This window comes from Ruegeria sp. D4 (genome assembly GCF_056534475.1).
The window spans coordinates 1-23820 of sequence record NZ_JBQFPJ010000024.1; the positions used below are offsets into that span (position 1 = coordinate 1).

The window sequence follows — 23820 nt, forward strand, 5'->3', positions numbered from 1 at the left end:
GGTGGGCAAGGATTCCTACCACCCCAGCCAGGTCATCAGAACATGGAACGAGACTAGGCACTTGGGGCTAAACCCTCCGAGAAATGCCCCCATTTATGCCCCAGTGGTTTCGGGTGTTCTGACTCCCCCTGACTCCTCCTCTTTCCTGACCTCTAGCAGGAGTTCTATGGGGGTGGGGAATAGGTATAAGTAATGAATAGAAACAGGAGGATAGAGAGACCCGAGTATCCTCCTTCCTGATCCGTAATACATTGAGGAAGGAGGAGGTTATGGGGGAGATAGAGGACCCATGGCACTCGCGGCCAATCGACGTTCATCGCTGGTCGGACCATCCAGAGGTGGCAGAGTTGGTCGACCGCATCTGGGATGATCTCCAGCATGGAATGGATTTTGAGAGCAGTTTGGGACTTAGGGTTTAACGCTCAAAGGCAAAGTTGTCGGGCTGACAGAAGTTGAGTGTCGCGCTAAGTTTCTCAAAACGGGGGAACGAATGGACAGACGGCTTACCACAGTGCTTGCGGCGGACATCGTCGGATATTCAGCACTGATGGATCATGACCGTGAAGGTACGATTGCTGCGCTTAGATCATTCCGTGAAGATACACTTCAGTCGCTGCTGCAAGCCCACAGGGGGACATTGATCAAAAGCTTGGGCGACGGTTGGATTGCCGAGTTTAAGTCCACATCAGACGCTGCAGATTGCGCTATTGCATTACAGTCAGCGCAGAAACCAGAGAGCATCAAGCTTCGAATTGGCATTCATACTGGCGAGGTCGTTACAGAAGGCGATGACATTTTTGGTGACGGAATAAATGTCGCCGCTCGTCTCGAAGCGCTGGCCGAACCGGATCAGGTTTTGATATCGGACACATCTCACAACAGTCTTGACCGAGGTGACGCATCCAAATTCGATGGCGGTGAGCAGACAGAACTCAAAAACATCACGCGCCGCATTGGTGTTTGGTGCTGGCCAAAGGGCACTTTTGCCAATCTGTCAGAAAAGGCAGATGTCAGACCCGGGATTGCAGTGCTGCCATTCGACAATATGTCTGGTGATCCCGAACAGGAGTTTTTTGCGGACGGCATCACCGAAGACATTATCACAGAGTTGTCTCGTTTCCGTTGGCTGATGGTCGTGGCAAGAAATTCATCTTTTACATTCAAAGGAAAAAGCACGGACATACGCGAAGTGGGTCGCATTCTTGGAGTGCGCTACGTTCTCGAGGGTTCAGTCAGACGAGCAGGTCAACGAGTCCGCATTACAGGGCAGTTGATTGATGCGGAAGACGGCAGTCATCTCTGGGCAGACCGCTTCGACGGCGTGCTTGATGATATTTTTGACCTTCAAGACAAAGTAACGCTGGAGGTCGTAACCGCGATTGAACCGTCTTTAAGGCACGCCGAAACTAACCGAGCGCGGGCAAAACCTACGGAAAATTTGGAAGCTTATGAACTATATCTTCGAGCACAATCGCATTTCCATCTTTTAACGGATCAAGACAATCGAGAGGCCATACGTCTGACAAACCTCGCATTGAGGCGTGATCCAGAATACGCATCCGCGTCAGGGCTGTTGGCTTGGTTGCATATTCAGCGAATGGTTCAAGGGCTTGAGCCAATTGGTGAAGGGCCGAAAGAGGCTATTAAGGCAGCCGAGCGGGTTCTGTTGAGCGATCGTGCAGACGGCATCGCGTTGGCGTACGCTGCGCATTCAATCTCTATGCTGGCGCGAGACCTGCCACGCGCGCGGGTTGCTTTCAAACAAGCTCTTGAGCAAAATCCAAATGCCGCAACGGTCCATATGCTGGGCTCCATCAACCTTTTTCTTCTTGATCGTCCAGAGGAAGCACTAAGTCACGCGGTTCAATCTGTTGAGCTCAGCCCTCACGATCCATTGCGCCACGCTGCTTACCTTGCTCAGGCTAGCGCGCTTTTTCACCTTGGGCGTTATGAAGAATCGGCTAAGGCTTGCCGAGAAGCTTTATCTGTACGCTCAAACTTCGTAATGAGCCATCTTATGCTGATTGCTGCTTTGGGACACCTCACCGATGATGCTGCAGCTCGCAAAGCGGTAGCGGACCTTCAGACGTTGCGCCCGGGCCTGACTGCAGCCTCAGCGCAGACACAAATGCCAATATTCACTGTTCCATCCTGTGCAGATAGTTGGCGCGAAGGTTGGTTAAAAGCAGGGTTGCCAAAATGAGTATCCGTAGCGTTTTTGCAAAGGCTTTAGCTTCGCACCGCTCCAAGTGAACGTCAGGTCACAAAATTGAAGATGAAAGAACTGAATGATCACAGCAATAGCTTCCTGTGACTTCACGGAGTGTTAGAAACTGATTTATGCACAATTCAACCCTTCGTCTGTCCGATAACTCGGCCCACTTATTTCTGCAGCGTCAATTTTGAGCTTCGAACGGCACCACCTCTCGCCCTGTTCTCCGTTCATGTTCCGCCAGCCGTTGAAGATACGCCTCGGACCGGGCCGTCTGCCGACAGATGATGTAGTCTTTGACGTGGTCGGCGTTCGGATCGGGTTGTTCGTCCAGCCCGTAGAACTTGTTCGATGTGGGTAACGGTGCACCAGCCACTCCAGTAGACGCCTCGGCCATCACCCGCTTCAGCTCCCCCACGCGGGTGTAATCGACAATAAAACTGTCATGCACGGATAGGACTGGAACGGCCCGATCGCAGAAGTGCCGATGGACGCGCTCCGCTATCTGACTATCAAGGTTCATCAACTGAATACCTTGATCCGCGAACAGAAAGTCCCTGATGTGAGGGGTCTTTAGCCCCAAGTGCCTAGTCTCGTTCCATGTTCTGATGAACTGGCTGGGGTGGTAGGAATCCTTGCCGTCCGATGAAACCTAAGAGCTTTTCAGCGAAGCCCGAGAAACTGGGGCGGTTTCGGGGGCATTTTGCTGAGCGAAGCGACGGGCGGAATGGAGCGTCAGCGGGTCAGCATGGGGCACTTCTGACCGCCGGAGAGGCCGTTCTCTAGTGCTGACGGCGTCCGTAGGACTGGACCGTTGACGAGTCGTTCCGGGGGCTGACGGGGGTCGCTGGTGCTGGCGGATTGGGGGGGCGGACGTTCAATCCTAGTGCTGCGAATGACTGATGGGAGCCCAATGCGGAAAGGATGTGCAATCTACCCAGACGCGGAGCACTACCTTGAGACAGGTTGCAGAATCGTACAACTGCACAGGTACGCTGCTGGCGCAAATAAGTAGGTGGGGTCTTCATATTGACGTATGTCAATACATGACAAAGTGTTTCTCATTAATCTGGTTTTCCAAATACCGAAGCTCGGAGAATGATCTAGGAGAGCCGGAAATGAAGCTTCTACCCATCGCCGCGACAATTGCCACTCTCTTGATTGCAGGATGCGAAACTCCATCTCCAAAGACAACCGATTCAATTGGAAATCAAGGAACAACGAGCCTAGTACCAACCGTTCCAGCGAATCGTTCAATGGTTGTATTTTTCCGTGGAAACGAATTTGCAGGCAGCGCAAATATCTATAGGGTCTTTGTAAACGGTAATGCTGTGGCAGACATGTCTGTTGGTACACGCCATGTGCAAGAAGTCAGCCCCGGAACGGTAAATTTGAATGCTGAGACTGTGGCGAGCGTTTTGAACGTAGGACTTGGATTGGTGATTATGGAGAAACCTCAATTACAGCTTCAGGCGAAGGCGGGTCAGCTCTATGTAATCGAAATCGATCCCGGATTTGCTGGCGGTCCTGTATTCAAACAACGCGACAGCCAAGCGCTGTCCAGCACTCAGGGATACTCACCGGCTAAAGCTCCGTCGCAGTAACTCTTTCAAACTGTCCCATTGGTGCTGACGTCAGACAAGCTTCAGCTCAGTCATCGTCGGGCCTCCACGTCCAGAGGACCGCCAGCAGAACCAGCGCCGAGACAGCGGGATGAGACCGAGACACCACCCAGAGCATCGTCGTCAGGACAGCCTTGGGCGGTGGGTGCAAAAGAAAACCCCCGACGAGAACGCCGAGGGCAGACAAGTACTTCATGGATCAAACTCCTGCATTTGCTTCTTTATTTAGATGCAGGAGGTTGCTCGGTTTTTAGGGTGGGCGGACATTCAGATTTATTGCGGGAATGACCAAGTTGCGGACGAAGGAGCCATTGCCTCCAGCCGCGCGCCTTATCTGTCAGGCATCGAGAAAACCCCGGAGCGCCTGGATAAACACATCGAATGTTGGGTGGCCAGGGACAGGCAAGTGGTTCGCGCTTTCCAACACCAACAGCTCCGAGCCGGGAATGCCTGCAGCAAGTTTCTTCGCCTGCACCAAGGGATGTATTGAATCGTTACGACCTTGAATGATCAGAGTCGGGCATTCGACATTCTTCAATACATCGATGATTGATGCATTGTTGGACCGGTCGCGATGTTCGAGCATGAATTTCTGAGAGGCGCTTTCCTGCATTAGTCCCACCATTTGCCGCACGCCTTCGGCCGGACCCTCGGGAAAATAGGCCGTGAGAAAGGCAGTGGCGATCCCGCCTTCATGCTGGTCCCAACCTGCCTCCATCATAGCCTTCAAGACCTCGGGCTGGCCTTGCGCCTCACGAATCCCGCGGCCCTCTGCATACCCGCCAACCATGACAAGGTGTGTGAGCCTCTCAGGATGCGTTGCAGCGAATAGGACGGCTGGCAAACACGCACCAGATTCGCTCATGAGAGCAAATCGGTCTAACCCGGCGGCATCGGCAACGGCGACCATATCCTCGACATTCTCTTCGATGCTAAGCGCTTCATCCAACGCCTCCGACAGACCCGTTCCGGCCCAGTCCATTTGAATGAGCGTACGACCCTCTCGATAGGCATCATAGCCATCTCGCAAGATCGGTATGTGCCACGCCTTCTCCTTGCTAAGCGGCGGACCATCAAGTTGAAACAGCGGTGGCCCGGAACCGGAAACAAGATAGGCCAAAGAGTGCCCGCGCTTTGAGATCGTGTATCGCACCTTGGGAGCCATTGGTTTTTCCAAATTTGGGCGGTCGGTGGCGTCGCCGCCTGTAACAACAGCAACCATTTCCAGACCTCGCCCGTGATGTGTCCGAATTACCTTCTGCTGCTTTCCGTTGTCTCCAATCGCACGGCGTGCTGCAGCGATCCGGGCGCTGACGGCACTTTCGGAAACGACGCGTCCGCCCCAGACGGCGTCAATGATCTCATCTTTGGTCACTAATCTTGAAGGGTTCTCCGCCAGAAGCCGCAGCAAATCGAAAACTTGCGGTTCGATGGCAACTTCCAGACCGGCGCATTTCAGTCGGCGGCTGGCAGTGTCGAGTTCGCAATCTCCAAAACGGTAAAACAATGAGACAAACCTTTGATCCAAGATGATCTTTGAAATTCTAGACAAATCCAAATGAATTCACAGGGATTTCTAAGGGCTGTCTTCAAGCGAAGATCTTTTACCCCTGTCACAGTGGCAACAGGAACAAGGAGAAAGACGATGAATGCCCCTTTTGATACCGCCCTGCTCAAGCATTTGCCCGATCACCTATCCCCGCTGACCGAAGCTGATCGCGCTGCCGAAAAACTATCGCGTCCCTATCGCCCAACGTTCCATGAGTTCGCGGCGCAGGTTTTCTCCGCGGTGCCACGGCATCGAAAATCTGAGTTGCCACGAACTGCGGCAACTACGCGGCTGTGAAAATCGAAAGACCAATTTGGGCTCAACGCAGCCATCTGAGTCTTTTAGTCAGACGACGGCTTAGGAACGAATAGCGGTCATTGTTAATGGTCATTCCGAGAAATTTCGCCTGAAGGTCTGCATAGAGCGGTAGCGGACGTTCGCTGAAATCTTCTGAACGGCAGAGTTGCGGACGAAGCTGACGTTCAGTTCGAACCAGCAGGTCCGTGAATTTGGCTCCGAACCAACGTCCATAAGTGGACTCAAATGCTGCGGACGCAGCCGACATTACCGTCATGCGTTGCGATGGCGAAAATGCTTCTTCTGCGAGCGACCACAAATGGGACGAACTGCCCCGAGTGTCACACAGGAGCCCTTTTCCACCTTAGGATTTGGTACAATGGTTCCATCTGCTTATGGTTGGCTTAAGCTGTTGAATTTGGAGGCCCGTATGTTTCGGCTGATTGCAGTAGCTCTGTCGCTGTTCATCTTTCCGCTTGAGAAGGCATTGGCGGAAATCATCCATCTCCACGCTAAACGTGGAAATATTGAGGGCGTTCTCGCGGAACTAGATAAGGGTGTACCGCTCGAACTTCGCAGTACGAACATGACAAGCGCACCGGGCGTTACACCGCTTTTTGTAGCTGCAAAATTCGGCCATACCGAGTTGGTTAAACTTCTTCTTGCGCGGGGTGCCGATCCAACAATTTTTTTCTATCAGGGAAATGATACTTATACGGTTGGAACCGCTCTCCACCATGCGGCCGGGTATGGCCACATCGAAGTGGTAAAAGTCCTCATTGAGGCAGGGGCGGACCCAGCCAGCTATGAACCATATATCTCGACTCCTTTGCATCAGGCGCTGAGAGCGGGGCACATCGAAATCGCCGAGGTGCTCATCGAAGCGGGAGCGCCTCAGCGAGTAGAGCGCCAACCGATTGCCGATAAGTTGCAGGGTGCCGATATTTCAAATGGTGAGTTTCTAGCCAAGGGGTGCGAAATCTGCCACGGCAAACCTTCGTCGATAGGAATTGCCGGCGATAATGGGCCCAATTTTTGGGGAGTATTCGAACGACCCTCTGCGTCCGATCCCGAGTTTCCTTACTCAAGTTACTTGCGCGAATTAGGTTTGGTTTGGGATGCGGATACACTGAATAGCTATCTCGCTAGCCCGTATCAGTTTGTACCCGGGACGACCAAAGTGATGCTCGGAATTGAAAATGAAAATGATCGCGCGGATCTCATTGCATATCTAGCAACTTTGAGAGATTGAGGGCCGAGCTGAAATCGCTTGGGCGACCAGTTTGTCCCGCTTTGCTGTGAAGTGACAACAAGCAGCGAATGTCTTCATAAATGTCCGCGTAATTCACCTGTTCCGGCAATTACTAAAGCGTCAGCTATGGGCTCGAAGCAGTCGTTCGCGGCGTAGTGCATCAATGACCGCTGTGCGGACGAAGCCGCCATTCATTGCATTGCTTTGGTGATGCCCAGAAGCCGCTTCGCCCGCTTCAAAAGATGACAATACCTGAGCGTTGTCTTAACCTTGCTTTATGAAAGCTCGCCTGGCCGTAATCTTGATGGCCGACCTGGTCGGCTATACGTCCGCAATGGAGGCGGATCAGTCGCTCGCAATCGAGCTGGTCCACGAACTTCGGGATAAACTACTGGAACCAGAGGCCGTACAAAGAGGCGGCGAAATACTGAAGCGTATGGGCGATGGATGGATTATTGCCTTTCCTTCAGTATCAGCGGCAATCGAAACCGCTCAATTTGTGCAATTGGGATTGGTCGACCATAAGAAAATCAGGCTGAGGATGGCAGCGCATCTCGGTGAGATCGTTCAAGACGAGGCCGACATTTATGGCGCCGGTATAAATATCACCGCCCGCCTGCAAACCGAAGCGCCACCCGGTGGTGTGATGATCTCCGAAGACCTTAAGCGGCAGTTGGACGATAAGTTCTCGGCGGGTTTCAGCGATGCGGGCACGTTCGATTTGAAGAATCTTGCTAATCCGGTGAATGGGTTTCAATGGCGGCCCGCCACGCAGCGTGAAATTGAACTAACCGAATTGCCTTCCATTGCGGTCGAGCCGGTCACAAGTGCTCCCGAAACGAGAGAGACTCTTGAGGTTTGCGCTGACCTGCAGGAGCAGTTGGTTCACAGTCTTTCGCGCCGCACAGGTGTGCGTGTAATTGCAACAGATTCAACATCCGAGACCAAAGCAACCTACAGCCTGAGGTGCAGGTTGCGCTGCCGGGAGACTGAAGCAAGGATATCGTCCAGCCTTACTCGGTTGGGAGATGGACAGGTAACCTGGTCGCGCTTCCTAAACGGAGATTCAAAGGATTTGTTTGAACTAAGCGACCGGGCTGCAGAACAGCTGTCAGACGATTTACGTCTGCAGATCAATGCGTTTGACGGTGACCGTCTTAATGACATTCCAGACGATCAATTGAGCCCAAGTGAGTTGAGATCCCGAGCGGCAATGCTGTTTTACCGTGCCACCGTCGAGGACTATAGGCATGCGGGTAAATTGCTGGAGCGAGCGCTTCGACTTGATCCCGAGAACGGGTCCGGGCTTGCAATGTGGTGTGAAGCCAAATTGTACCCCTTAGAAGCATGCTATCGCGAGGCTGATCCTGATTTGCGAATGCGGATCATAGAGTCATCGAACAAGGCCGTTCAGGCTGCGCCTCGCTCTGACTACTGCTGGTATACGCGGGCGCAGGTGCGCGCGCGCCTCGCGGGTGATCTGCATGGCGCCCGGAAGGACATTGATAGGATTTTCAGACTGAATCCCAGCTACGTTTTGGGTATGGAGGCGAGCGGTTACACCGAAGTTATTGCCGGCAACTGGGAAGCTGCTCGGAAAAGTTTAGCGAAGGCCGTGAGTCGTTCCACCGAGGATCCGTTTCTTCCGTACCGGCTTTATCCCCTTTCGATTGCCCACATGATGGCAGGTGATAAGCAACTCGCGATCGAAGCAATTTCAGACGCTACTGAAATGCGCCCCTACTGCAGACACTTTTGGTTAGTGAAGGCGTGGATACTCAGGAAGTCCGGAATGCACCCCAAAGCAGAAACTGCTGCAGAACGTGCGGAAGCGCTGTCAGAAAAAGCGGATATCCTCGCACAAAATCTTCATCTGCCTGACCCCATCAGAGAGGCTATAGGGTTGCCAGGTGAACCGATCCAAGCATAGAGGCTTAGATGGGTTACTAGAGCGTAGGCTAATAATCGAATGGCAGATATGTAAGACGTTCTCGCCTTTCGATATTCTACCACGACCCAACCTAAAGCTCGCTATCTACATTCACCGCGGGCGACGAGTTGCGTCATTTTTCAGGGTCGCTTTGGGCTCGAAGCTGTCACCTGCCACTTTTTGTTGGATACGGGTTATCAATGCGGAGCGGACATTGCGGCGACGGGTTCAATTCACATTGCTGACTGGTATTCCCCAATTTAGGTCCCCTCTTAGGCGGTTAAGGAAGCAGTTGGGGGCGAGACCCTCACAATCGAGACCAAATTGCCTAACAGCAAAACAAATATGGCAAAAGGCGGGGCATTCTTATCCCGGCAATGCTAAGCTTAAGGGACATCGCTATGTCTTCCATTTTATCCGACAAATGAGCCTGTACATTGAGACGATTTCTTGCTTTCGCGGTGTTTTCAACTGCAAGTTCAACTAGTCCATCCAATGCTCAAAGCGTGGACCCTGATGCCTCTGAGGCTGCAGCGCGAGCGGCTTTGTCCGTCTTGAGTATCGCCGCCACCCCAAACGAGACTCTATCCTCGTTTTCTTTTCTTGATGCTTCCGGAGGTGCCAAGAGTCTACGCTCGACGCAACTGCGAGGAGGTTACAAGCCACTTGAAAACGGGCTGTATGTAGAGGGTCTTGTTGCCTATCAAAAATATAACCCGGTACTCTTCTTTCCAGAGATCGCCCCCGGCACTGAGTTGGATGTAACTTGGTCAAGCGTGGCAGCAACGGTCGGCATCGGTTGGGAATTTCCATTGGTAAACGAGTGGAAAGTTCGTCCGGTCGGACATCTTTCACTTGGCCAAGTGACTGCGGATGCTTTTCTTGGCGGCTTTCCATTGCTGCGTTCGGCATCTAGCTCCAACGATTTGATCGACGGAGACTTAAACGCATTCGGGGTTGGTGCTTCGCTTGGTATCTTCCGAGAGGCGCAATTTGGATCGTGGCAGGGGGAATATCGTATCCGTCAAACATTCTTGGATTTTAACCCGATCAACGAGCCTGAGGCTGGGAACGCAAGTGCGAGTTCAAACCAAACAACCCTGTTCTCACGTCATCGCTATCCGCTGGAAAACGTCAATCTCTTCGAACTCCCAACACAACTCGTTCTGGATGCTGGTGTTGTGCTGTATCACGGCGACAGTGCAACCGTTCTTGGCACCGATTGGCTGGCCACAGCTGGCGTAGGACTTGAGATTGATACTCGCCTGACCGGTCTGCCAGCCGTTCAAGCGGGACGTGTAATGTTAAACGGTGTAGTTGCCGAAGGATTTTCCGGTTTTTCGATAGGCTTCGGTCTGCGGTTCTAGGTCGGGGCCTGATCCTGTCACAAAAAATCGGTTGTCTGATGCTTAGCAATTATTTCACTCAAACGCGCCCAGCGATCATGTCGGCAGCTTTTTCAGCAATCATAATCACCGGCGCGTTGGGGTGTCCGGTGTTCATTTGCGGCATCACAGACGCATCGGCAACGCTCAACCCTTCAAGCCCGTGCACTTTCAAGTCAGGAGCTACGACGCAATCATCGCTTTGCCCCATCCTGCAACTGCCAACGGGATGAAAGGACGTCGACGAAATCTCACGAATGTCCGCAAGAAGTTCTTCGTCGCTCTGGGCGTCCGCCCCCGGAGATATCTCAACCGGATTAAGCTTCGAAAAGGCTTCCTGTGATACAATCTTCCGCGCTTCCTTGATGATCGAGCGCATCAGATCGACATCCGCCGGGTCGCTTAGATATCCAGGATCGATAATGGGCCGATCCAATGGGTCGTTTGATGCAATAGTCACACGCCCTCGACTCCAAGGACGGGTCGGAAAACCAGAGATTGTGAAACCGTGGCGATCCGGTGGGCGATACTCCGGGGCTCCCAAGCTTATGAAATATGGGATCATAAGCAGTTCTATGTCGGGAATATCGACATGGGGCCCGGATCTCAGAAACGCACCAGACTCAAAGTGGTTCGTTGTCAGGGGACCGCGCGACTCCTCCGAGTAGAGGCGCTCAACCTCTGCCGCTTGCTCTGCGCTTCGGCCATAGAAGGTCAAAGGCTGATCGATTTCCCAACGGGCGCGGTAATGGAAGTGATCCTGCAGATTTTCACCCACGCCGGGCAGGTCATGCTTTACCCGGACTCCGACATCGTTCAAAAGGTCTGCAGGGCCAACTCCTGAAAGTTGCAATATCTGAGGTGAGCCTACGGCCCCCGCCGCCAAGACCGTTTCCTGTGCAGTTGCATGGTTCAGTTCTCCCTTGGCAAGATAATTCACACCGGTCACAGAACTGCCCTTAAATTGCAACGACATAACCGTCGCACCGGTCACAACGGTCAAGTTGGGACGCCCCATCGCCGCGGAGAGGTATGTCTGCGCGGTGCTGCCCCGCCTGTTCTCTTGCAAGGTCGCGGGGAAATAACCACAGCCGTCCAGTTCCATGCCATTCAGATCGCCATTAAATGGAATCCCGGCCTGCTGGCAGGCTTCTATAAATGTCTCGGTTAAGGGCGACCGCTCGCCTGGCTTAGTCACAGTCAGCGGGCCGCCGTCCCCATGGATCGACGGATCTCCATCGACTTCCCAATTCTCAGCCTTCTTGAAATAGGGCAGCACACCGTCCCATCCCCAGCCCGTTGCGCCCATTTGGGACCACGTGTTGTAGTCTGCCGGATGCCCGCGCAGGTATATCATGTAGTTTATCGAACCAGTGCCGCCGATACATCGACCGCGCGGATAGGCGATCTGGCGTCCCGAAAGTTCGCCCTGCGGAGTTGTCCGAAAGGCCCAATCGAAACGTGTATTAGTGAGAGCGCCAAATTTTGCGGGTGTGGAAACCCGGGGGTCGTCGTTCGATCCACCGGCCTCTAATAACAAAACGGAACGCTTCACATCTTCGGTCAAACGAGCGGCGAGGACGCATCCAGCACTTCCGGCGCCAACGATAATAACGTCAAAACTATCCGTCATGACAAAACCCCAAACTACCAATCTGGAAAGAGTGGCGGACAGTCTGCCCTTTATCAAGCAATACATTTTGCGGAGGTTGGGTATGTCCGCTTTGGGCTCAGAGCGGTCATTCGGGGCAATAGTCAAAAGACTGGTTAGCGGTTGCGAGCAGTCATTTGGACCGCTCGCGGGATCGATATAGGTGACCACCTTTGAAACACAGTTCGATGCGTCTTCAAGCTTTACTCCGGGACTCTACCGTCATTTGAACCTCTCGCGATTGCGCTCCCGGAGTTCGATGTTGATCTGGTGATCTCGACCCAGAGCCCGGTAGAGTCCCTGTCCCTTGGACCAGTTCAGAAAATGGGCAAAGCTGTCGACTTGAACGTCGTTGCCTCCGCGTGGCAAGGAATGCAGCTCCCGTTTGAAAACTGCCAGCCAAGGAGCATCGTATGCCTTTGACCATGACTTCTCCACGTCACAACACGACAATCTTTTTAGCAAGGTCATACTTGAAGTCGAAATACTGCTCGACTACGACAATTTCTGTTCCACTCGTCGTTCTAGGGTGCCAGATCACTTCGCCAATCTGCTGGACTAACTTCGGCTGAATGCCTTCGGTTGGCTCATTCAGCAGCAGTCGCAGCCTCGTGATCAGCGCTCGCGCGATGGCCAGCTGTTGCTGCTTACCGCCAGGAAGGTCGCTCCTGCGCCGGTTCTGCATCGCAGCAAGTTTGGCAACTTACCTTTGACCCAAATTAGAAAGTCGGCAAGGTGTGCCTGTTTTTTCATCTAGGACTGACGTCTCTGTCTAATATTTAGCCACACGATATGGAAATAGGCAGTTTGAGACGCTGCAGATTAGCGTTCCGACCCTACAATAGAGAAACAAGTGGCACCAAAACGACGCTTTAAAGGTGCCCGATTACCCAAGCTGCTGCCATATTGCCGACGTACAATGCGCTGCCGCCCCGTGCTGCAGGCACCGTCTACTTGAGCACCAAGCAATTGGGCCAAAGGACCGTGCTAGACAAGTTTCGCCAGTCCGGGTCTTTGAAATGTCTGTTTCCCAGAACACCGACGCCTGATCTTGATGCGGTTCTTCTGAACACTGCAGGTGGTGTGACAGGCGGCGATTCATTCCGGTTATCAGGCAAGGCAGCAGAAGGCACCGCGCTGACACTGACGACACAAGCCTGCGAGCGTGCCTACAAGGCCCAACCTGAAGAACGTGCCCAGGTTATCAATCACCTGACAGTTGAAGCAGGAGCCCGCCTGAATTGGTTGCCGCAAGAGAGCATTTTGTTCAACGGCAGTGCTTTGGAACGACGCCTGAAGATCGACAAGCAACCGGGTGCCGAGGTTTTGATGGTAGAGCCGCTGGTCTTTGGGCGCGCCGCCATGGGCGAGACGTTGACCGATATCCGCTTAAGCGATCGGATCGAGATACGACACGAAGGAAAGCTGGTGTTCCTGGATGCGATGCGGTTCTCCGGTAATTGGCACTCTCACCTATCCAAGCCGCATATTGCAAACGGCGCAGGGGCGATGGCACTGATCGTCTTTGCATCGGAGGCTGCCGAAGGTCATTTGGATTCTATTCGCGGAATGCTGCCCGACGACGCAGGTGCAACACTACTCCAAAATGACCTGCTGGCTATCCGTGTTCTAGCCCACAACAGCTTGGCCCTTCGCCGCACTCTGGTCCCGGTTCTGCGCAGGCTGAACAAAGACACATTACCCCGTTGCTGGATTCTCTGAGATGAACCTGACCCCTCGTGAAAAAGACAAACTACTGGTTGCCATGGCTGCTGAGGTCGCCCGCAAACGGCTGGCCCGCGGTGTCAAGTTGAACCACCCCGAGGCCATTGCCCTGATTACCGACGCCGTGGTCGAAGGCGCACGCGATGGCTGTTCAGTCGCCGATATGATGCAAGCCGGCGCCGAAGTGATCACCCGCGACCAATGCATGCAAGGCGTGCCCGAGATGATCCACGAGGTGCAGGTCGAAGCTACTTTCCCAGACGGCACTAAGCTTGTCACTGTTCACAACCCAATCCGCTAATTTCCAAGGAGTTCCAAATGAACCGAATGTTGTTTCCCGCTTTTATTTTGGCTGGTCCTGCTTTGGCCCATACGGATACCCATATTCATGCCCATGGCAGTGATTTCGCCCTGCTCGCAGCTGGGCTGGCATTGATCGCGGTCATCGCCATCACGGTCATATTGAATCTGCCTAAATGATCCCGGGTGAGATCATACCTGCCGAGGGTTCACTGACACTCAACGCAGGACGCAGCAGTCGTCTTGTTGTTGTCGCCAATACCGGTGATCGACCGGTGCAGGTCGGCAGCCATTACCATTTTGCCGAAGCCAACTCTGCCTTGGATTTTGATCGCTACGCGGCCTTGGGGATGCGGTTGGACATCCCGGCAGGCACGGCTGTGAGATTTGAGCCGGGCCAGACTCGCGAAGTCATACTGGTGCCAGTTGACGGGCGCCGGCACATCTACGGTTTCAATATGCATATCATGGGGGCTCTGAAAGATGCCGGGCAAGATCAGCCGAAGTGACTATGCGTCAATGTTCGGCCCCACGGTCGGTGACAAAGTACGATTGGCAGATACCGAACTGATCATCGAGGTTGAGAAGGACCTGATCGTTGAGCGCGCAACGGCTGCGCGTTTCAGCGAAACCGGGCACCGCGAAGATGTCTATGGGGAAGAGGTCAAGTTCGGTGGTGGCAAAGTCATTCGCGACGGGATGGGGCAATCTCAGGCCACCCGCGCTGAAGGGGCCGTGGATACGGTGATCACCAACGCACTGATCGTCGATTATTCCGGTATCTACAAAGCGGACGTTGGGTTGACGGGCGGGCGTATCGCCAAGATTGGGAAAGCCGGCAACCCCGATACGCAACCTGGCGTGGACATCATCATAGGCCCTGGTACTGAGGCAATTGCAGGAGAGGGTCGCATCCTGACGGCGGGCGGGTTCGACAGCCATATCCACTTTATTTGCCCGCAACAAATCGAGGACGCGCTGCATTCCGGCCTGACCACAATGCTGGGCGGCGGCACAGGGCCTGCGCATGGTACGCTGGCGACCACATGCACCCCTGGACCTTGGCATATCGGGCGGATGTTGCAGGCCGCTGATGCGTTTCCAATGAATCTAGCCTTTGCAGGTAAGGGCAATGCCTCTCTACCCGCTGGACTGGAGGAACAGGTCAAAGCCGGAGCGTGTGCCCTGAAACTGCACGAAGACTGGGGAACAACCCCCGCCGCCATCGACTGCTGCCTGTCGACAGCCGATGCAATGGACGTGCAGGTGATGATCCACACTGACACGCTGAATGAATCAGGCTTTGTGGAAAACACCTTGGCGGCCATAAAAGGTCGTACGATTCACGCCTTCCACACTGAAGGCGCAGGCGGTGGACACGCCCCGGACATCATCAAGATCTGCGGCGAGAACCACGTGCTGCCGTCCTCGACCAACCCGACGCGACCCTTCACAGTGAATACGGTCGAAGAGCATCTGGACATGCTGATGGTCTGTCATCACCTCGACAAGTCCATCCCTGAGGACGTGGCCTTTGCCGAAAGCCGCATCCGGCGCGAGACCATCGCAGCCGAAGATATCCTGCACGACATGGGCGCGTTCTCGATCATCGCGTCTGACAGCCAGGCCATGGGTCGGGTCGGAGAGGTATTGATCCGCACTTGGCAAACCGCCGATAAGATGAAGAAACAGCGCGGTCGTCTACCCGAAGAAACCGGTGAGAACGACAACTTTCGCGTCCGCCGCTACATCGCGAAATACACCATCAACCCAGCCATTGCCCACGGCCTCAGCCATGAGATTGGTAGCATCGAAGAAGGCAAGCGCGCCGACTTAGTCCTATGGAACCCTGCCTTTTTCGGAGTGAAGCCCGAGATGGTTCTGCTGGGCGGCACGATTGCGTGTGCGCAGATGGGCGATCCCAACGCGTCTATCCCCACTCCGCAGCCTGTCTATAGCCGCCCCATGTTTGGCGCATATGGTCGGTCGGTAGAAAACTCGGCGATCACATTTGTCTCGCAAGCCGCCTATGCGGACGGGATCGGTGATGCACTGGGATTGGCAAAACAGACCGTCGCCGTCCAAAACACGCGTGAGATCGGCAAGCAGGATCTTCTGCTGAACAACGCGACGCCGCAAGTCGAAGTTGATCCGGAAACCTACGAAGTCCGGGCGGATGGCGAGTTGCTGACCTGCCAACCCGCCGAAGTCCTGCCAATGGCGCAACGATACTTTTTGTTCTGATCAAAAATGTGCTGAGTTGCGGCCCGCGCAAGGCTGAAATGACCAAACACGCTCTTCTAAATGAGGCCACTATGACAAATATTAAATCCAATGGGAGGACCAACATTTACGAGGGTCCAAATGGCACACTCAACAGCACAAACACACGCACGCTTTTCGCTGCCAAATTTGATCGCATCCATCGGATCGTCAATCTACTCGGCCCTGATCAGCGTGGCCGAAGCTCAATCACGCGTCCGGCAAGTCGAATTCCTGCAATCACTGAGCGACGAAGAGTTGAAAAAGCGCGGCCTGGCGCGCGAACGGATCGTGCATCGGGTATTTTCGGACTCAATCTGGCTCTGACCGTTCCCCCTGCAGAGGAGGCGACGGTATGACCGCCCTGCTCTGTATTGCACGTAAGTATTCGGATCACACGCATAGCGATCCAGCAGACTGTCTGTCATTAACCTATGACGACCGCTTTTTGCGGCGCAAGGTTTTGACCTGCGAAAGTGGCGAACAGATTCTCATCGATCTGGCACAAACGACTTCGTTGAACCACGGTGGCGCTTTGGTTCTGGATGACGGTCGCGAAGTGGAAATACAGGCTGCACCCGAAGCGTTGCTGGAGGTTAAAGCCCCGGACCTGACGCGCATTGCTTGGCATATCGGCAATCGCCACACGCCCTGCCAAATCGAAAAGGATCGGCTTCTGATTCAGGTCGATCATGTGATCCGAGACATGCTTCTGAAAATCGGAGCCTCGGTTCGGGAGGTTCACGAACCGTTCACCCCCGAAGGTGGGGCCTATGGCCACGGCAGGACTCATGGCCACGCCCACTGACGCTGATATCCTTACGCTAACCCAGTGGTTGTCTCCGGCATATCCCGTAGGGGGCTTTGCCTATTCTCATGGGCTGGAAACTGCAATTGACGAGGGAGCTGTCTCCAGTTCACAAGATACCCAAGCCTGGGTTTCACATGCGCTGGAACATGGATCTGGATGGAATGACGCTCTGTTCGTAGTGTCCGCATACAACGCTCAGGATAAAGATGAACTTATCAGTGTCGATGCCAAAGCCCGGGCCATCTGCGCGTCATTTGAAAGAAAAATGGAAACCGAATTGCTGGGACAAGCATTCGGAACGGTCACAGGAGACGTCTGGGAACTAGATATCCAACAATATGCTTACCCAGTTTCAGTAGGCCACGCCGCACGTCTGCAGGGCCTCCCCATGTTACTGGCGACAAAGATGTATTTACAAGCATTTGCAAGCAACTTGGTCGCCTGCGCAACGCGCCTAGTGCCGCTGGGCCAAACCGATTCTCAGAGACTGATACGTAATTTGACACCGCTATGCGCTCACATCGCCGAAAAAGCGCAAATGGCAGGCTTAGAAGAACTGAGTTCGACTGCGTTCCTGACGGACATAGCGTCGATGAAACACGAAACACAGTATTCAAGGATATTCCGTACATGAACAATATGAACGGCCCTCTTCGCGTTGGCATCGGTGGTCCGGTTGGAGCCGGAAAGACAACTTTGACTGCTGCCTTATCTGAAGCTCTGCGCGACGTCTGTTCGGTGAGTGTCATCACCAATGACATTTATACTCAGGAGGACGCTGAAGCATTGATGCGTATGCAAATTCTTCCCCAAGATAGAATTATCGGCGTCGAAACGGGCGGTTGCCCACATACAGCGATCCGCGAGGATGCATCGATCAACCTAGCAGCGGTCGCTGAAATGCAGGAACGCCATCCCGATCTTGATATTGTTCTTATCGAAAGCGGCGGCGACAACCTGTCGGCTACTTTCAGCCCGGAGCTCGCGGACCTCACAATCTATGTGATTGACGTCGCCGCTGGTGAGGAAATCCCACGAAAGGGCGGACCGGCCATAACAAAATCCGACATCCTGGTCATAAACAAAACGGATCTGGCGCCGCATGTTGGCGCTTCACTGGAGGTCATGGAAAGAGACGCAGCCAGAATGCGCAAAGGACGGCCTTTTTTGTTTTCGTCCCTTCGTCACAAAAAAGGGGTTGCCGCAATTGTTGACCTCTTGGTGAAGCGGGGTGGGTTAACAATTTCAGAAGCGAATTAGCACCCAGAACGAAAATGCCAAATTGTCGGCACCTGAAGTCGATTGGAGAGGCCGAAAGTACAGTCTTTCATTTCCTCGTTCGTCTGGACGTTATCTTTTTTCTTCACCTAGCTGTTGTCTGTACAGGAAGAGCAATAAGCTCAGCCATACAACTACACACAACCAAGCCATTTTTCGAGGCCGGTTTTTTGCGCGCTCTGCGAGTTTCACCCTCCGATATTTCTCCGCTGAGGGGCACGCGCGGCGCGAAATTGCGACGCCCGCTTTTCGCTCTCGAAGAGGACGTTCGCCGAAATATTCTAGAGTGACTGCTTACTTCCCGCAAGCATTCACATGGCAATGATGACAACCCAGCTACTGACCTGAGCCCCGGCGATCCGGGCGAGAAATTCAACTCAATCAACAACGGTGGCGCTCGTCTCGGCTCGGAAGTCCAGTGGAAGGTCAGCACTGATGCGACAATTGCCAGTCACGAAAAGCGGGCGACTCTTGCCGCCCGCCCAATCTTCACACGTCGATCTTTTCTGCGATACTCAGCGCGTCTTCCAGTTCAACGCCAAGATATCGAACTGTGCTGTCGATCTTGGTGTGGCCAAGCAAGAGCTGCACCGCGCGTAGACTGCCTGCTTTCCGGTAGATCAGTGCCGCTTGGGTGCGTCTTAGTGAATGCGTGCCGTAATCGCTTGGCTCCAAACCAATCGCCGACACCCAATCGCGGACCAAACGCGCGTACTGTCGCGTCGATATATGCGGCCTTTCGTGGAAGCGGCTTGGGAAAAGGAAATTGCGTCCAAGCATCTCCGGGCGACATACCCAGGTCCAGATAGACTGGCGGGTGTTTTCCGAAACCTCGAATTGGGCTGGCCGCTTTGTTTTGCTCAGGACAACTGTCACGCGTTCGCGGACACGATCACCAGCAACAAGATCGGCTACGTTCAAGCGAACCAGATCGCAGCCTCGCAGCTTGCTATCGATCGCAAGATTGAAGAGTGCCAAGTCCCTGAGATTGTCTGAGAGTTCAAGCCGGACGCGGATGGCCCAGACCTGCTTCGCGAGAAGCGGGCGTTTTTGGCCTATAAGGCGACCTTTATTCCACGGCGGGCGTTTCGGTGTGATGGCAGGAAGTTGAAAAATGGACATCAATTGTCCTCCATCCTTCCTTCCCTCTCCATGCACCGACACCGTGTCGACCAACTGAATCTATCAAGGAGCCAAATGGCAGGTTTCATCAGCATATCCAACGTTCGTGAGCAGCGCAGCGTGTGCCCGCAGGGAGCCCAAAGTGGACTTTCGTCTTAAGAAGCTCCTGCACCTGAACCAATTTTTGGTCGGGTCGCGGTTTCTATAGGGGTTTCGCCGAAGAATTGGCGGTAGGCAACTGATGTCCGGCCTAGGTGACTAAAACCTGCCTCGCCGATGAGCTTCGAAACGACACCTTTCTCATAGGTGCTTTCCTGCAGAAGCGACCTTAGTCGATGCAGTTGGACGATCGATTGGAACTTGCTTGGGCCAACACCAAGCTGTTTTTCAAAGGCCAGAAAGAGTGTCCGCCTGGATACCCCGAGTTCGCGACACAGTTCTTGAACCGTTAGTTTCGTGCCAGCCGGGTTTTCTGAAAAAAACTCTTCTGCCGCCAAAACGATCTTCCATTGACTATGGCTCGCCTTCTCTTCAGCCATTTGTGGTTCAGCACAGTAAAATAAATCTCCTGCCAAGTTTTCGAGGCTTTCGAATATGCCATTCAACATGCAAACCTTTTGCATGCCCCTGCCACTTTGTTTGTGGCGAAGGCACATTTCAATGATCTGGACATGAGCATTCAGACGGCCAGATTTGGACAGGCGGATTGGGGCTTCAAATGTTGACCATCCCCGCTTTTCGACTTGGTGCCGTGGGACTTCCAGCATGTAAATCTGGGTGCCAGATTCAGCAACGTAATCATATTCTGTCTGCTTTTGTCCCTGCCAACACACTAAAAACGGATCCTCATACAAGGTTCCCTGAAATCGGACCGGATCACCATTTGGCAGGAACAGACCGTAGAAGACCGTACCGCTGTGTTGAACCTCTTGATAACGTATACGCGAATAAACTTCTTCAGAGTGAACGCCAAAACCATTGTATTGGGCACTGCGCCAATTCAGCTTTGGCCCTTGGGGAGATAACAGTAGCGCTTCGTATTGAACGTCATTGTAATTGGGCAGGTCTTCTACTGAACGTATTTTTTTGGAAAAGAACATAGCGCCTCGGTCAACTTAATTTGCGTCCGGCTCTATCCGCACCATAATGAAATTCAATTATTCATAATAGTTTGCACGATTCGGATAGCCAGTCTCAAACTCAAGTTACACTATCGACCTCGAACATAGAAAATCTGTTAACGTCCTTGGAGTGCCTCATGAAGAAGCTAACACTTTCCATTGCTGCGCTATTGGTATCGTCAACTGCTCTGTACGCGCAGGCCGCCGATCTGGTCTTTACCAATGCCTCTGTCCTTACCATGAACGACGATGCGCCGACCGCGCAGGCCGTTGCGGTCACGGGGAACCAGATTAGTTACGTTGGCGATGTCGCGGGGGCCGAGGCGCTGATCGGCGATAACACCGAAGTTCTGGACTTGGGCGGAGATACCCTGTTGCCGGGCTTTGTATCAGGTCACGATCACATCGTTGCATCGGGTTGGACGTCGCGCGGTGTCAGCCTGTTTGGAATTGAAACGCTTGAAGAGGCCTTGGCCGCAGTCAAGGAATATGCCGATGCAAATCCTGACGAGGAGTTGATCCTTGGCTATGGGTTCAATCAAGTGGCTTATGGCGGTTGGCCTACAAAAGAAGATCTGGATTCGGTGGTTTCTGACCGTCCCGCCTTTATACTCGACTTCACAATCCACGATGTTTGGATGAACTCCAAAGCCTTTGAAGCGGGTCAAGTCAGCCCTGACGAAGAGGATCAGGTGCCGGGCGTTATGTTCTGGCAGCGCGACGCCGAAGGCAACCAGACAGGAATCGGCATTGAGTTCCAGTGGGCTGCGGCATTTCGAAATGCAGGCGCTTGGGACCCGGCAGGTGAAATTCCTGACATCCAGAAAAACCTCTACGATCAGGCCGTCAAAACCGGAATTACAGCCGTGCACGTGCCTTTGATGGCCATGCCGACAGTTACCGATCTGTCGCTTGTGAAAGATGATGAGAAGCTCGCGCTGGCCCACCTACACGAACTCGAAAAGAATGGTGAGCTAACAATCCGCACCTTTGTTGCGACGGGATTCAAGGACCCGACCGCCACTGCTGACGAAATCGTGGAACACACACTCGAGTTACGCGAGCAATACGACAGCGACATGCTGCGCATCTGGGGCATTAAGATTCACCCGGAAGGGAACTGGAGTTCAAAAACCGCTTGGATGCTGGACGATTACGCCGATGGGTCTGCAACGCGCGGTGCGGCTGCTATTGAAGGCCCAATGATAACTTCGGTTTATTTGCAGGCCAATCAGAACGGGCTTCCGGTGGGCACTCACGTCGATGGATCACAAACAGTGCGCAACACGGTGGAAGCGATCATGACTGCGCGCGGAGCTGGCTATGACGTTCCGAACAACCTTTTGCACCACTATTTCTGGGTATCTGATCAGGACCACGAGACTGTTATCGAAAACGAGATCATGGTGAACACGACCCCGCTTTTCCACGTTGACTGGGAAGCTCAGGACGTAAACGCTTTGGACCTGTTGGGGCGCGCAAAGGTCGAGGCGATTTTTGCCCGCTATTCGTCGCTGATGGCATTGGGGCACAACGTATCGATTTCCTCGGATGTTCCATCCGCGCCAATTGATCTGATCGGTCCGCTCCTGAACGTTGAAATTGCAATGACGTTGCAGGACCCGCTGAACCCGGACAGCAAACCGTTCCCGTTGTCACGCAAACCGGCCTCATTGGAAGAGTCGCTAAAAGCGGTCACAATCTATCCTGCGGCGCAGCAGGCGATGGAGGACAAAATAGGGTCCATCGAAGTGGGCAAATATGCCGACCTTGTCGTTCTCGATCAGGACATTACTGCAGTCGAACCGCGTGAAATTTCGAACATCAAGGTGTTGGGTACGCTAATGGATGGGCGGTTCACGCATCGGGACGGCATTTGACTGCTGGGGCGCACAACGCCCTTGGCCGTCTCGTACAAACTCCGGATAGGAGACCAGAATTGAAACGACTGGTTCGTTGTACCGCTTTTTTGCTGGCTGCAAGTTTTTCAATGGTGACTCATGCTCATGCGGAAGAAGTCGCATTTATCGCCATACTAAGCGTTCCGGCGGAAAACGCGCAGGCTTTTGATACTTTGGCCAAAGACATGGTTGAGGCCTCTGCCACCGATGACGGGCTTTTAGTTTACGAGTTCGCCCGAGTGGGCGAGACGGTGTACGGCTATGAACGCTATGTGGATGCGGCTGCCCACGCCCGGCACGAAGCGTTGATCGAGCCCTTCATTCCACAGTTGGTTGAGTTGGCGAAGTTCGAGAAAATCGTCACCCTATCGCAGCTTACGGATGACCATCAGGAACTGTTCCGAAGCATTGGTGCAGAGATTGGCCAACCAATTGTCGCTGCGGCACAAGGACCATCCAAATGAATGCGCGACGGCAATGAAGGTTTAGAAAAAGTCTACAGAAAAATCTAAGCGGAACACGGGAGCAAATGATGAAATGTCGACTTTACGCTTGTGCTGTCTTCTTCGCTGGGCTGATGAGTCTTCAACCCAATGCAGCTCAAGCTTGTGACGCGGCTTGTCAGGCAGCGCGGAAGGCGGCGAACCCGCTTGCGGACACAAAAGCACTGATCACCGACAATACAATCGCCTTTAGGACCGGGACGAATGACGACGACAGCTACAACTTTCAGCTACAGCCCGTCTATTCAGTTCCGCTGACTGACGCCACACTGGTGCTTCGGGGGATTGTGCCGATCCAAGGTGTCCAGCCCGGAGCCGTGTTGCCGCCTGGAATTGTCGATCCCTCGGAAGAAGATGATTTGACCTGGGGCATCGGCGATTCAACTGTGCAGGCATTTTATTCCCCCACCCCAGGAGAAAGCGGAATCGCATTGGGGTACGGCCTGCAAGTTTCCCTGCCCACGCACACGAATGACGCCTTGCAAGGTGCAGGTTGGGGCGCTGGCCCCGCCTTTGTCATGTTTGGGCAATTCGGTGACCTGTCGTGGGGTGGTGTTGTTGCCCATATGTGGGGCGAGAACGATTTCAACGTGACCATCCTGCAACCTATTTTGAACTATGGTTTGGGAGAGGGTTGGTACATCGGGTACAATAACGTCGTTTCGTACAATTGGAACTCCGCCAGCAATGACGAAGCTTGGGCGATTCCACTGGGTTTGACCGCTGGTAAGACCTCGATCATCAATGAGGCAAAAGGCACCGCTATGGATGTCAGTGTGGGATACTACACTCTAGAGCGCAGACCTGACGGCGGACCGGACAGACAACTAAAACTGGGTTTGTCGTTCTTTTTTTGATTGGCGGTTTAGAAGCATGATCCAGGAGACTGCTTTCAGCGA

25 protein-coding genes and 1 pseudogene are annotated in these 23820 nt (G+C 53.6%); 19 read left to right on the forward strand and 7 right to left on the reverse strand.

Features of this window, described 5'->3' with window-relative positions; translation table 11 throughout:
* Positions 1-269: 269 nt before the first annotated feature.
* Both ACR0MI_RS21575 and ACR0MI_RS21580 read left to right on the forward strand, forming a co-directional pair.
* Positions 270-419, forward strand: a complete 150-nt coding sequence (locus ACR0MI_RS21575) for an adenine nucleotide alpha hydrolase family protein (protein ID WP_170611820.1) — start codon at positions 270-272, stop codon at positions 417-419.
* Positions 420-490: 71 nt separating this feature from the next.
* Positions 491-2203, forward strand: coding sequence for an adenylate/guanylate cyclase domain-containing protein (locus ACR0MI_RS21580; protein WP_170611818.1), 1713 nt, complete (start codon positions 491-493; stop codon positions 2201-2203).
* Positions 2204-2396: 193 nt separating this feature from the next.
* Here the strand turns inward: ACR0MI_RS21580 and ACR0MI_RS21585 are convergent, their stop codons facing one another.
* Positions 2397-2663: a nitroreductase family protein gene (locus ACR0MI_RS21585; protein WP_170817374.1), complete on the reverse strand. Its 267-nt coding sequence runs from the start codon at positions 2661-2663 to the stop codon at positions 2397-2399.
* 667 nt (positions 2664-3330) lie between these two features.
* Between ACR0MI_RS21585 and ACR0MI_RS21590 the strand changes: the two genes are divergently transcribed.
* Positions 3331-3816, forward strand: a complete 486-nt coding sequence (locus tag ACR0MI_RS21590; protein WP_170611814.1) for a hypothetical protein — start codon at positions 3331-3333, stop codon at positions 3814-3816.
* Positions 3817-3862: 46 nt separating this feature from the next.
* Here the strand turns inward: ACR0MI_RS21590 and ACR0MI_RS21595 are convergent, their stop codons facing one another.
* Both ACR0MI_RS21595 and ACR0MI_RS21600 read right to left on the reverse strand, forming a co-directional pair.
* Positions 3863-4030 (reverse strand): hypothetical protein, encoded by a 168-nt coding sequence (locus ACR0MI_RS21595; RefSeq protein WP_170611812.1) that lies wholly within the window; start codon positions 4028-4030, stop codon positions 3863-3865.
* A gap of 141 nt (positions 4031-4171) precedes the next feature.
* Positions 4172-5392: an alpha/beta hydrolase gene (locus ACR0MI_RS21600; protein WP_480855564.1), complete on the reverse strand. Its 1221-nt coding sequence runs from the start codon at positions 5390-5392 to the stop codon at positions 4172-4174.
* An 87-nt stretch (positions 5393-5479) separates the two neighbouring features.
* Between ACR0MI_RS21600 and ACR0MI_RS21605 the strand changes: the two genes are divergently transcribed.
* From ACR0MI_RS21605 to ACR0MI_RS21620, 4 genes are all read left to right on the forward strand, one after another.
* Complete coding sequence (locus ACR0MI_RS21605) at positions 5480-5680, forward strand: hypothetical protein (RefSeq protein ID WP_170609149.1); 201 nt, start codon at positions 5480-5482, stop codon at positions 5678-5680.
* Between the two features lie 430 nt (positions 5681-6110).
* Positions 6111-6932, forward strand: coding sequence for an ankyrin repeat domain-containing protein (locus tag ACR0MI_RS21610; RefSeq protein ID WP_170817372.1), 822 nt, complete (start codon positions 6111-6113; stop codon positions 6930-6932).
* A gap of 304 nt (positions 6933-7236) precedes the next feature.
* Positions 7237-8862, forward strand: coding sequence for a tetratricopeptide repeat protein (locus ACR0MI_RS21615; protein WP_170615129.1), 1626 nt, complete (start codon positions 7237-7239; stop codon positions 8860-8862).
* A gap of 437 nt (positions 8863-9299) precedes the next feature.
* The gene (locus ACR0MI_RS21620) at positions 9300-10229 is read left to right on the forward strand and encodes a hypothetical protein (protein WP_170619879.1); all 930 of its coding nucleotides are present in this window, start codon (positions 9300-9302) and stop codon (positions 10227-10229) included.
* Positions 10230-10287: 58 nt separating this feature from the next.
* Here the strand turns inward: ACR0MI_RS21620 and ACR0MI_RS21625 are convergent, their stop codons facing one another.
* Positions 10288-12069 carry a GMC family oxidoreductase N-terminal domain-containing protein gene (locus tag ACR0MI_RS21625; protein ID WP_170817370.1) on the reverse strand — a complete coding sequence of 594 codons (1782 nt, stop codon included), beginning with the start codon at positions 12067-12069 and terminating at the stop codon, positions 10288-10290.
* A gap of 271 nt (positions 12070-12340) precedes the next feature.
* Positions 12341-12592: pseudogene (locus ACR0MI_RS21630) on the reverse strand (ABC transporter ATP-binding protein); the annotation flags it as partial.
* Between the two features lie 290 nt (positions 12593-12882).
* On the opposite strand from ACR0MI_RS21630, the gene ACR0MI_RS21635 reads away from it, so the two are divergent.
* From ACR0MI_RS21635 to ureG, 9 genes are all read left to right on the forward strand, one after another.
* Positions 12883-13620: an urease accessory protein UreD gene (locus tag ACR0MI_RS21635; RefSeq protein ID WP_480442320.1), complete on the forward strand. Its 738-nt coding sequence runs from the start codon at positions 12883-12885 to the stop codon at positions 13618-13620.
* A gap of 1 nt (position 13621) precedes the next feature.
* On the forward strand, positions 13622-13924 hold the full coding sequence (locus ACR0MI_RS21640; RefSeq protein WP_170613846.1) for an urease subunit gamma: 303 nt from the start codon (positions 13622-13624) through the stop codon (positions 13922-13924).
* A 17-nt stretch (positions 13925-13941) separates the two neighbouring features.
* Positions 13942-14103: a hypothetical protein gene (locus tag ACR0MI_RS21645; protein ID WP_170613844.1), complete on the forward strand. Its 162-nt coding sequence runs from the start codon at positions 13942-13944 to the stop codon at positions 14101-14103.
* The gene (locus ACR0MI_RS21650) at positions 14100-14432 is read left to right on the forward strand and encodes an urease subunit beta (RefSeq protein ID WP_170613842.1); all 333 of its coding nucleotides are present in this window, start codon (positions 14100-14102) and stop codon (positions 14430-14432) included. Before ACR0MI_RS21645 ends, ACR0MI_RS21650 begins: the two co-directional genes overlap by 4 nt.
* Positions 14407-16167, forward strand: coding sequence for an urease subunit alpha (gene ureC / locus ACR0MI_RS21655; RefSeq protein WP_170613840.1), 1761 nt, complete (start codon positions 14407-14409; stop codon positions 16165-16167). The genes ACR0MI_RS21650 and ureC overlap by 26 nt, the downstream gene beginning before the upstream one ends.
* Positions 16168-16335: 168 nt before the next feature.
* Complete coding sequence (locus ACR0MI_RS21660) at positions 16336-16512, forward strand: DUF1127 domain-containing protein (protein ID WP_170682697.1); 177 nt, start codon at positions 16336-16338, stop codon at positions 16510-16512.
* Positions 16513-16540: 28 nt separating this feature from the next.
* Positions 16541-16993, forward strand: coding sequence for an urease accessory protein UreE (ureE, locus tag ACR0MI_RS21665; protein WP_170613837.1), 453 nt, complete (start codon positions 16541-16543; stop codon positions 16991-16993).
* The gene (locus ACR0MI_RS21670) at positions 16977-17630 is read left to right on the forward strand and encodes an urease accessory UreF family protein (protein WP_170613835.1); all 654 of its coding nucleotides are present in this window, start codon (positions 16977-16979) and stop codon (positions 17628-17630) included. Before ureE ends, ACR0MI_RS21670 begins: the two co-directional genes overlap by 17 nt.
* Positions 17627-18256, forward strand: a complete 630-nt coding sequence (ureG, locus tag ACR0MI_RS21675) for an urease accessory protein UreG (protein WP_170613833.1) — start codon at positions 17627-17629, stop codon at positions 18254-18256. Before ACR0MI_RS21670 ends, ureG begins: the two co-directional genes overlap by 4 nt.
* A 507-nt stretch (positions 18257-18763) precedes the next feature.
* On the opposite strand, the gene ACR0MI_RS21680 is transcribed toward ureG, so the two are convergent.
* Together ACR0MI_RS21680 and ACR0MI_RS21685 are read right to left on the reverse strand one after the other, a co-directional pair.
* Complete coding sequence (locus ACR0MI_RS21680) at positions 18764-19396, reverse strand: tyrosine-type recombinase/integrase (RefSeq protein ID WP_170613831.1); 633 nt, start codon at positions 19394-19396, stop codon at positions 18764-18766.
* A 155-nt stretch (positions 19397-19551) separates the two neighbouring features.
* On the reverse strand, positions 19552-20496 hold the full coding sequence (locus tag ACR0MI_RS21685; protein ID WP_170817369.1) for a helix-turn-helix domain-containing protein: 945 nt from the start codon (positions 20494-20496) through the stop codon (positions 19552-19554).
* Between the two features lie 158 nt (positions 20497-20654).
* Here ACR0MI_RS21685 and ACR0MI_RS21690 point away from each other — a divergent pair, with 158 nt between their 5' ends.
* The 3 genes from ACR0MI_RS21690 to ACR0MI_RS21700 all read left to right on the forward strand — a co-directional run bounded on the left by ACR0MI_RS21690 (position 20655) and on the right by ACR0MI_RS21700 (position 23778).
* Complete coding sequence (locus ACR0MI_RS21690; protein ID WP_170817368.1) at positions 20655-22397, forward strand: amidohydrolase family protein; 1743 nt, start codon at positions 20655-20657, stop codon at positions 22395-22397.
* A 59-nt stretch (positions 22398-22456) separates the two neighbouring features.
* Positions 22457-22882 carry an antibiotic biosynthesis monooxygenase gene (locus ACR0MI_RS21695; protein ID WP_170817367.1) on the forward strand — a complete coding sequence of 142 codons (426 nt, stop codon included), beginning with the start codon at positions 22457-22459 and terminating at the stop codon, positions 22880-22882.
* 113 nt (positions 22883-22995) lie between these two features.
* Complete coding sequence (locus ACR0MI_RS21700; RefSeq protein ID WP_170817366.1) at positions 22996-23778, forward strand: hypothetical protein; 783 nt, start codon at positions 22996-22998, stop codon at positions 23776-23778.
* Positions 23779-23820 lie beyond the last annotated feature (42 nt).